The 237-nt window shown below is 62.0% G+C and carries 1 protein-coding gene; it reads left to right on the top strand.

Going from position 1 to position 237, the window contains the following annotated elements; translation table 11 throughout:
- Positions 1–237 (top strand): hypothetical protein (locus tag C2M32_RS20870; RefSeq protein WP_234401310.1); only part of this gene is annotated, 237 nt, incomplete at both ends.

Here is a 237-nt window from a genome sequence, read left to right as displayed (position 1 = left end):
GCAGAAGAAGCCGAGCGTCAACGACTAGCCGCAGAAGCCGAGGCGAAAGCACAAGCGGAGCAAGCCGCCGAAGAAGAAGCCGAGCGTCAACGACTAGCCGCAGAAGCCGAGGCGAAAGCACAAGCGGAGCAAGCCGCCGCAGAAGAGGCCGAGCGTCAACGATTAGCTGCAGAAGCCGAGGCGAAAGCACAAGCGGAGCAAGCCGCCGCAGAAGAGGCCGAGCGTCAACGTTTAGCT

The organism is Pseudoalteromonas sp. T1lg23B, assembly GCF_002964665.1.
Taxonomy (GTDB): domain Bacteria; phylum Pseudomonadota; class Gammaproteobacteria; order Enterobacterales; family Alteromonadaceae; genus Pseudoalteromonas.
Note: the sequence above shows the minus strand (reverse complement) of the source record. Positions and strands in the feature narration are given on the sequence as shown.